7 protein-coding genes and 2 pseudogenes are annotated in these 8,291 nt (G+C 70.9%); 3 read left to right on the top strand and 6 right to left on the bottom strand.

Annotation, left to right across the window (positions count from 1 at the left end; translation table 11 throughout):
• Together ABD932_RS29370 and ABD932_RS29365 are read right to left on the bottom strand one after the other, a co-directional pair.
• On the bottom strand, positions 1-591 hold a 591-nt coding region (locus ABD932_RS29370; protein WP_345017070.1), incomplete at its 3' end, for a maltotransferase domain-containing protein.
• A gap of 71 nt (positions 592-662) precedes the next feature.
• Entirely contained in the window at positions 663-965 is a 303-nt protein-coding gene (locus tag ABD932_RS29365) for a DUF5133 domain-containing protein (protein ID WP_250092691.1), read from the bottom strand.
• Between the two features lie 298 nt (positions 966-1,263).
• On the opposite strand from ABD932_RS29365, the gene ABD932_RS29360 reads away from it, so the two are divergent.
• On the top strand, positions 1,264-1,776 hold the full coding sequence (locus ABD932_RS29360; protein WP_345017067.1) for a pep a2: 513 nt from the start codon (positions 1,264-1,266) through the stop codon (positions 1,774-1,776).
• Positions 1,773-3,929, top strand: a complete 2,157-nt coding sequence (glgX, locus tag ABD932_RS29355) for a glycogen debranching protein GlgX (protein ID WP_345017065.1) — start codon at positions 1,773-1,775, stop codon at positions 3,927-3,929. Before ABD932_RS29360 ends, glgX begins: the two co-directional genes overlap by 4 nt.
• An 81-nt stretch (positions 3,930-4,010) precedes the next feature.
• Here glgX and ABD932_RS29350 read toward each other — a convergent pair whose 3' ends face one another.
• From ABD932_RS29350 to ABD932_RS29335, 4 genes and pseudogenes are all read right to left on the bottom strand, one after another.
• Positions 4,011-4,715, bottom strand: coding sequence for a response regulator (locus ABD932_RS29350; RefSeq protein ID WP_345017063.1), 705 nt, complete (start codon positions 4,713-4,715; stop codon positions 4,011-4,013).
• A gap of 254 nt (positions 4,716-4,969) precedes the next feature.
• Positions 4,970-5,635 (bottom strand): annotated as a pseudogene (locus tag ABD932_RS29345) (CBS domain-containing protein); the annotation flags it as partial.
• A 35-nt stretch (positions 5,636-5,670) separates the two neighbouring features.
• The gene (locus tag ABD932_RS29340; protein WP_345017061.1) at positions 5,671-6,135 is read right to left on the bottom strand and encodes a Crp/Fnr family transcriptional regulator; all 465 of its coding nucleotides are present in this window, start codon (positions 6,133-6,135) and stop codon (positions 5,671-5,673) included.
• A gap of 314 nt (positions 6,136-6,449) precedes the next feature.
• Positions 6,450-6,728, bottom strand: a pseudogene (locus ABD932_RS29335) (hypothetical protein); the annotation flags it as partial.
• A 632-nt stretch (positions 6,729-7,360) separates the two neighbouring features.
• Between ABD932_RS29335 and ABD932_RS29330 the strand changes: the two are divergent.
• Positions 7,361-8,278 carry a universal stress protein gene (locus ABD932_RS29330; RefSeq protein ID WP_345017059.1) on the top strand — a complete coding sequence of 306 codons (918 nt, stop codon included), beginning with the start codon at positions 7,361-7,363 and terminating at the stop codon, positions 8,276-8,278.
• The last annotated feature ends 13 nt before the right edge of the window (positions 8,279-8,291 follow it).

Raw genomic sequence — 8,291 nt, 5'->3', positions numbered from 1 at the left:
CAGCGGGTCCGACGCGGTGACCAGGTCCCGCAGCGGATACCGCCCCAACACCGCGTCCACGTTCGCCGCGAACGCCGCCTCCAGCCGCGACACGGGCGGCAGCGAGTCGTCCCGCAACGCCTCCGCGGCGGCCAGCACGGTCGCCCGCCCCGCGTCGTCGGGCACTGCGGCCGCCGCACGCTCGTAGAGTTCGCCGCCCTCCTCCAGGACCAGCCCGACGTCGATCCCGGCCGGAACCTTGATACGAGCGGTGTGGCGCCAGGTGGCCACCGGATCGCCCCAGGCCTCCACGTGAAACGTCCAGTTGCCCACTGTGGGAGGCGTGACCTTGGCGCCCCAGCGATCGCTGCCCGGAGCCAGCTCGTGCATCGGCGTCCACGGGCCGGGACGGCCGTCCGGATCGGTCAGCACGACATTGGCGGCCACCGCGTCGTGGCCCTCCCGGAACACGGTGGCGGTGACCTCGAAGGTCTCTCCCGCGACCGCCTTCGCCGGATGCCTGCCGCACTCCACGGCCGGCTGTACGTCCCGTACCGGGATGCGGCCGATCGTCCCGGTCCCGCGACCGGTCCTCGTCTTGGTCCTGCCCATGGTTCACCTCCACCGTGCTCGAGGCCGGGCACAAGGCCCGGCCGGGGTTTCCGAACTGTGCCGGAAGGCGGCTATCTCCCCGCGAGGAAACGCCACCGCCGTGATCTCGCCGGACCCCTCCGCGTGGCGGCACGCAGGTGGGTCCGCTCGTCCTGCTCCCGGAGGTAGGCCGCCAGGGTGATGCGCAGATAGCGTTCGGCCGCGTCCGCGGCCTCGCGCGCGCAGCGCTTCCCCATCAGCACGCACAGGGTGTAGCCGGCGTCCTCGAACGTGGCGCGCACCGCGTGGTCGGCCGGGGCCGCGAGCATGGCACGCTCCCAGGCCCGGTATCGCCGCAGTTGCCGGGCGACTTCGGCTTTTGCCGGTAGCAGCATGGCGCCGTACACCTTCCGGGCTGCTCGATGACGCGTCTCCCGCCGTCGGGCGGAACCCGCGCGCGTACACGCACGGGTTCCGTTACGGGCATCGAGGTCTTCACACATGGTGCATGGTCGATGACTCAGCGTCCTGTTGGAGCTTCAACTACCTCGGATGCCCGCTCGTGTTGCACGAATGGCGTACCGCCCTCACCCTGAAGTGACTCAGAAGCGATCGGCGCTCACGCTCCGTGCTCGGGGCCCGTCCCGCAGGGGCGAGGAGAGCGGGAGCATTCGCGGTGAGGAGGTAACGACGGTGAAGACCGCAGTGCCCTGCTACTACCACCTCGACGTGGAAGTCAGCCCCGAACGGGTGGGTCAGGTCAGCCGAATTCTGGCCGCTCACCTCCGGTACTGGGACCTGGAGACGCTTGTCGAGCCCGTCCGCCACGGCACGGAGATGCTCTTGCGGGTCATCGACGAGCACGCGACGGACAAGAACACCTCGATCGAGATGTGGTGGAACGGCCAGCACCTCATCACCGCCATCGGCGACAACGACCGTGCCCTGCGCCCGGACCACGAGCTGCGTGCCTGCCTGCAGCACCTCGCTGCGATGAGCGACGGCTGGGGGTGCTGCGCCACCGAGACCGGCAGCAAGGTCATCTGGTTCTCGCAGCGCGCCCGGGCCGGCGAACGTGCCCCGCTCGTCCCGGCGGCGCCCGCACCCAGCCTGCGCGAGGCGCGCGGCGTGCCCCGCGAGATGCCCGTCACCGCGCTGGCCGAGGCGCCGGGCATCCGCGACGATGCCCTCGAGGAGGCCCGGTGACGTCGAGACGACGCCGCAAAGACGTGAGCAAAGGGGTGCCCGCCTGGAGCGGGCACCCTTATCCGCTGGGAGCCGCCTTCGACGGACAGGGCACCAACTTCGCCCTCTTCAGCGAGGTCGCCGATCACGTCGACCTCGTCCTCGTCGACGACAAGGAGCGGTACACGCCGATTGCGCTCACCGAGGTCGACGGTTTCGTCTGGCACGGCTATCTGCCCGGCGTCGGCCCGGGACAGCGCTACGGCTACCGGGTCCACGGCCCCTGGGCCCCGGACCTGGGCCACCGGTGCAATCCGGCGAAGCTGCTGCTCGACCCGTACAGCAGAGCGGTGGACGGCCGCGTGGACAACCACGGCTCCCTCTTCGAACGCACCCCGGACGCCCCGTCCCCGGCCGACAGCGCCGGGCACACCATGCTCGGCGTGGTGACCGAGCCGTACTTCGACTGGGGCGACGACCGACCGCCCCGGCGGCCGTACGCCGACACCGTCATCTACGAGGCGCACGTCCGCGGTCTCACCCGCACCCACCCCGACGTCCCGCCGGACCTGCGCGGCACCTACGCCGGACTCGCACACCCTGCGGTCGTCGAGCACCTGACGTCCCTCGGGGTGACCGCGGTCGAGCTGATGCCGGTCCACCAGTACGTCCAGGACGGCGTACTGCTCGACCGGGGCCTGTCCAACTACTGGGGCTACAACACGATCGGCTTCTTCGCGCCGCACAACGCCTACGCCGCCCACGGCACCCGCGGCCAGCAGGTCAACGAGTTCAAGTCCATGGTGAAGGCGCTGCACGCGGCCGGCCTCGAAGTGATCCTCGACGTCGTCTACAACCACACCGCCGAGGGCAACGAGCGTGGCCCCACCCTCTCCTTCCGCGGCATCGACAACGCCTCGTACTACCGCCTCGTGGACGGCGACTGGGGGCACTACTACGACACCACCGGCACCGGCAACAGCCTGCTGATGCGCCACCCGTACGTCCTGCAACTCATCATGGACTCGCTGCGCTACTGGGTCACCGAGATGCACGTCGACGGCTTCCGCTTCGACCTCGCGGCCACGCTGGCCCGGCAGTTCCACGAGGTGGACCGGCTCTCGGCGTTCTTCGACCTGATCCAGCAGGACCCGGTGATCAGCAGGGTCAAGCTGATCGCCGAGCCGTGGGACGTCGGGGAGGGCGGCTACCAGGTGGGCAACTTCCCGCCGCTGTGGTCGGAGTGGAACGGCAAGTACCGGGACGCCGTACGGGACTTCTGGCGCGGCGAGTCCGATTCGCTCGGCGAGTTCGCCTCCCGGCTGACCGGCTCCTCCGACCTGTACGCGCACAGCCGGCGCCGCCCGCGCGCCAGCGTCAACTTCGTCACCGCGCACGACGGGTTCACCCTGCGCGACCTAGTGTCGTACAACGACAAGCACAACGAGGCCAACGGCGAGGGCAACCGGGACGGCGAGAGCCACAACCGCTCCTGGAACTGCGGCGCGGAGGGCGAGACCCGAGACCCGGCCGTCCTCGGGCTGCGCGCCCGCCAGCAGCGCAACTTCATCGCCACGCTGCTGCTGTCCCAGGGCATCCCCATGCTCTGCCACGGCGACGAACTCGGCCGCACCCAGCGCGGCAACAACAACGCCTACTGCCAGGACAACGAGGTCTCCTGGATCGACTGGCGCCACACCGACGACCAGCGCGCGCTCACCGACTTCACCCGCTACGTCATCGCCCTGCGCGCCGCCCACCCCGTCCTGCGCCGCCGGCGCTTCTTCCAGGGCGAAACGCCGACCCACCCCGAACAACCGCTGCCCGACCTGGTCTGGCTGCAGCCGGACGGCCGCGAGCTGACCGACGACGACTGGAACCGTCCCGACGCCCACTCCCTGGCCGTCTTCCTCAACGGCGACGCCATCGCCGAGCCCGACTGGTGCGGCCGTCCCGTGGTGGACGACTCCTTCCTGCTCCTGCTCAACAGCTACTGGGAACCGGTCGAGTTCCAACTCCCGGACATCACGTACGGCGAACGCTGGACCACCCTGATCGACACAGCCGAACCCCAGGGCCCTCCGGACGAGTCGGAGCACAAGGCAGGCACATCCCTGCTGATCGAACGCCGCAGCCTGGTGCTCTTGTCGAGACCGTCGCGTACAACGTCCTGAAAGCGCGCGCAGCCAGGCGCCGAGCGCCATGGGAGGCAGAGCCCTCCTGCCCCGAGGGGCTCTGGAGGGCCTGGCCGGTGTTCACCGCGCGGGACGGTCGCCGGGTGCCGGTGGCTGTTCCAGGTGGGAGGCCAGGACCGCGGCCTGGACGCGGCGCTGGACGCCGAGTTTGGCCAGCAGGCGGGAGATGTGGTTCTTGACCGTCTTCTCCGAGAGGTAGAGCTTCTTGCCGATCTCGCGGTTGGTGAGGCCGTCGCCGATGAGGGCGAGGATGTCCCGTTCGCGGGGGGACAGGCTGGCCAGTTCGGGGGCGAGGGCCGGTGTCTCGGCGGGGTCGGTGCGCAGGGTGCGCATCAGGCGGGCCGTGGTCGTGGGGTCCAGCATGGACTGGCCCGAGGCGACGGTGCGGACCGCCGAGACCAGGTCGGAGCCTCTGATCTGTTTGAGGACGTAGCCGGCGGCGCCGGCCATTATGGCGTCGAGGAGGGCGTCCTCGTCGTCGAACGACGTCAGCATCAGACAGGCCAGCTCGGGCATCCGGTCGCGCAGTTCGCGGCAGACGGTGATGCCGTCGCCGTCGGGGAGGCGTACGTCGAGCACGGCGACGTGCGGGCGCAGCGCCGGGGCGCGGACGAGGGCGTGCTCGACGGTGTCCGCGTCGCCGACCACGGAGATGTCCGGTTCGGCGTCGAGGAGGTCGGTCAGGCCTCGTCGTACGACCTCGTGGTCGTCCAACAGGAACACGCGGATCGGGTTCTGCTCCGTGAAGGTGCCTGGCTCGGTCATGACGCCCCTCGTTCCCCGGTGGCTCACGGACTGCGGACCACGAACTGCTCGTGATGCCGATCATCGCTCGCCGGGTCCGGATGTGCTAGGGCCGACCGGCCCCACACGGCCGTGAGAGGCGCCCTCACCGGCCCCATGGTCACGGGTCGGCTGCCCTGCCGACACAGATCGGACGATCGCGTCCGGCACCCCGAACGGTCGGTTCGGCGGAACCGCTGGACCGGAGCCGAACTCCCCGCGCCCGTCATGTCCGACGAGCCGCCGCTGTCGGCATCACGGTGGCCTTCCAGCGCGAAGGTGACGTCCACGACGCCCTCCACGGCGCGCACCAAGCGCGCGGCCACGGGAACCAGGGACGTGTCCCGGACACGACCGGTCAGTTTCACCGCTCCGTCGTGTACCTGGACCTGGATCGCCGAGCCGGGCGACGGGAAGAGGCAGGTCACGACCTCGCACCGCACTTCCTCGGCGATCTCGTCGTCGCCGCGCAGGAAGACCTTGAGCAGGTCGGCCCTGCTGACGATGCCCTCCAGCATGCCCAGCTCATCGACCACCGGGAGCCGCTTGACCCTGGCGTGCGCCATGGTGCGGGCGGCCTGGGCCAGTGTCGCGTCCGGGCGGGTGGTGAGCGCCGGGGAGGTCATCAGCTCCTCCGCGGTGATCGCGCCGGCCTTCGCCAGGTCGGACAGGCGGCGCAGCTGGGTGTACCGGTCGGGGTCGCTGTCGCGGAACTCCTCCTTGGGCAGCAGGTCGGCCTCGGAGACGACGCCGACGACGCGCCCCTCGCCTTCGAGGACGGGCAGGGCGCTGACCTTCCAGTCCTGCATCAGCTGCACGATCTTCTTGAAGGTGGCCCTGCGGCCGACGGCGGCGACCGTGTGGGTCATGACGTCGCTGACGATGTGAGCGGTGCCGTCCATGGTGGCTCCTTGCTCGCTGCGGGTGGCGTGCGTGGTCACACGTGGCTGCCGGCGCCGTACGGGGCGTACAGGTCCAGCAGCCGGGTGCGGGCGGCGCGGAGGCGGTGGGCGAGCACGTCACCGACCCACTGGGTGACGGCGTGGCCCATGGCCGGGTCGTCCTGGCACATCGCTCGGACGGCCGTGGCGTCGAACTCGTACGCCCGCACCGGGGTCGTCGCTCCCGCGCCCAGGTGCCAGACGTGCGGTGTGAAGAGCCAGGAGCAGCCGACGAGTTCGTTGTGCTGGAGGGTCTCGATGACGGCCGCGCGGCGGCCGGGCACCCGCATGTCGAGTTCGACGGTGCCCGTTCGGATGATCCAGAACCGGTCGGCCTTGCCGCCTTCCTCGAACAGGCGCGCCCCTTGCGGGAAGGACACCTCGCGGGCGACGCGCATCAGACGCTGCCGGGGCTCGGCGGGCAGAGCGCGCAGCATGCTGGGCGTGGGCGTGGTGATCATGGCGTGCCTCCCGACGGGCTGCAGGGACTTCCACGGCCAGCGTGTGCCCGAGGGCGACCGCGGGCCATGGGCCGTCCGGCCCGTCGAGGCGGACCACCCGGCTCCGGCCGTGGAGACCTACGGCGCCCTCCCGCGAACCCGACGAGGCCGTTCCATAAAGGCGTGGGAGGACCCGATCGAGGAGGGGAGCGAGGTGGGTGACTCAGTGACGCCCAATTCCTGGAGGCTCTTGGCGGTCCTCCTTGCGATCTCCACGGCGGTCACGTTCGTGGTGAGCGCCGTGCTCGATGCGCGGGCCGTGCAAGGAACGAGAGCTACCGGCGAGAGTCCGTCGAGGGCCTGGCTTGTGCGGGGTTCAGGGCGCACGGGTTGTCGGCCTCGTGATCCCGGGCCCACCTCCGGTAGGCGGCCACGGCGGTCGCCAGCGTGGGGAAGACGAGGTCCGGGCCGACGGTGTCCGTGAGGCCGTACGCTCTCCGCTCGTCCAGCAGATCCTGTTCGACGCGGGCCAGGGCGAACACGATGCCCCGGTCGGTGAGTTCGCGGCGCAGCTCGCCGAGCGCGTCGAGGGCGGTGATGTCGACCTCCACGTCGGGGGGCGGCCTGCCGGCTGGTGCCACAGTGGCCGGCCAGGAGCGCCGGTAGCCGAGGAGAGCGACGCCGCCGGGCACCAGGCGGACCACGCCGGAACCTGCCCGCCCCTGCCCTGCGACATCAGCCACGCCTCTCCGTCCGAACTCAGAACCACCGTGCACGCCCACCGCCGCGCACGGCGGACCGTTTCCGGCCGAACACGCACCCCAACGGCCCCTGACGACAGGGCCGTTCAGCCCTATGGCCACAGACCTTCGGCCTCGGGCGGCTGCCGCGCGACGCCGCGAGAGTGATGAGCGGCGGGCACCGACCCGACCGCGCCCATCTCCCCGAAGGGATCACCACCATGGCCGTGCACGAGCAGCCGTCGTCCTGATCGCCTGGCCGCCGTTTCCGCCGGAGACACCCTCGGCCTCGGCCGGCTCTGGACCAAGCTCCCGCTCGTCCGCCGCAGCCCCTGGCTGCGCTGACCGGGGGGAGGGGGAGGTGCGGTTGGCCCCGCTTGGGGCCCACCGCACCGAGTAGGACCGGCCAGGGCCGGTCGGCCCCATACAGGGACCTGCGGCCCCTGCCGGGTGCCTCGTCCGAACACGAAGCTCGAATCGGGACCACCGATTCAGGAGGTGGAATCATGACCCGCACCGTCACCCTCAGTGTCACCGTCGGCCTCGACGGCTCACGTGAGAGCCGCGCGGCGGCCGAGTGGGCGGCCCGCGAAGCACAGTTGCTCGGTTTGCCGTTGAAGCTGGTCCATGTCTGGGAGCCGGTACCGGCACCCATGGCGCAGGCGCCACTCCTCGGCGCCGAGACCCAGCAGCACTGGAGCGAACGGGTGCCCCGCGAGGCGGCCGAGGGCATCCGGGTACGCCACCCAGGCCTCGACGTCATCACCGAGCAGCTCTCCGGCCGGCCCGCCGACATGCTGGCCGACGCGGCGCAGGACGCCGAACTGCTGGTCCTCGGCTCCCGCGGACTGAGCGGGTTCGGCGGCTTCATGCTCGGCTCGGTCGGACTCGCGGTCGTGGCACACACCCAGCGGCCGGTCGTTCTGGTCCGCGCCGACCAGCAGGCCGCCGACGAGCACGAGGCGGACCCCGCCGGCATCCCGTCCGCCGCGACACCGTTCCGGCCTGTCGTCCTCGGCCTCGACATCGAGAGCCCGGACGAGGAGCTGATGGAGTTCGCGTACGCCGCGGCCGCCCGTCGCGGTACCTCCCTGCGAGTGGTGCACGGCTGGAACGTGCCCCCGTACTACGCCTACGGCTTGTCCGTCGACCTCGAACTCCACGGAACCCTGGAACAGGCCGAGACCAGCGCCCTGACCGAGCTCCTGCGCCCGTGGCGCAAGAAGTTCCCGGACGTCGAGGTCACCGCGGAGTCCCACTACGGAACCCCCGCCGGCCACCTTGTCGATGCCTCCCGCGAGGCCTCCCTGGTCGTCGTCGGCAAGCGCATCCGCCGCAACCCGATCGGCACGCACATCGGTCCCGTCACCCACGCCGTCCTGCATCACTCCATCGCCCCCGTCGCTGTCGTTCCGCACCACTGACGCAAAGAACCCG

It is taken from the genome of Streptomyces shaanxiensis (assembly GCF_039537145.1).
GTDB classification, from domain to species: Bacteria; Actinomycetota; Actinomycetes; order Streptomycetales; family Streptomycetaceae; genus Streptomyces; species Streptomyces shaanxiensis.
This window is presented reverse-complemented; position numbering and strand designations above follow the sequence as displayed.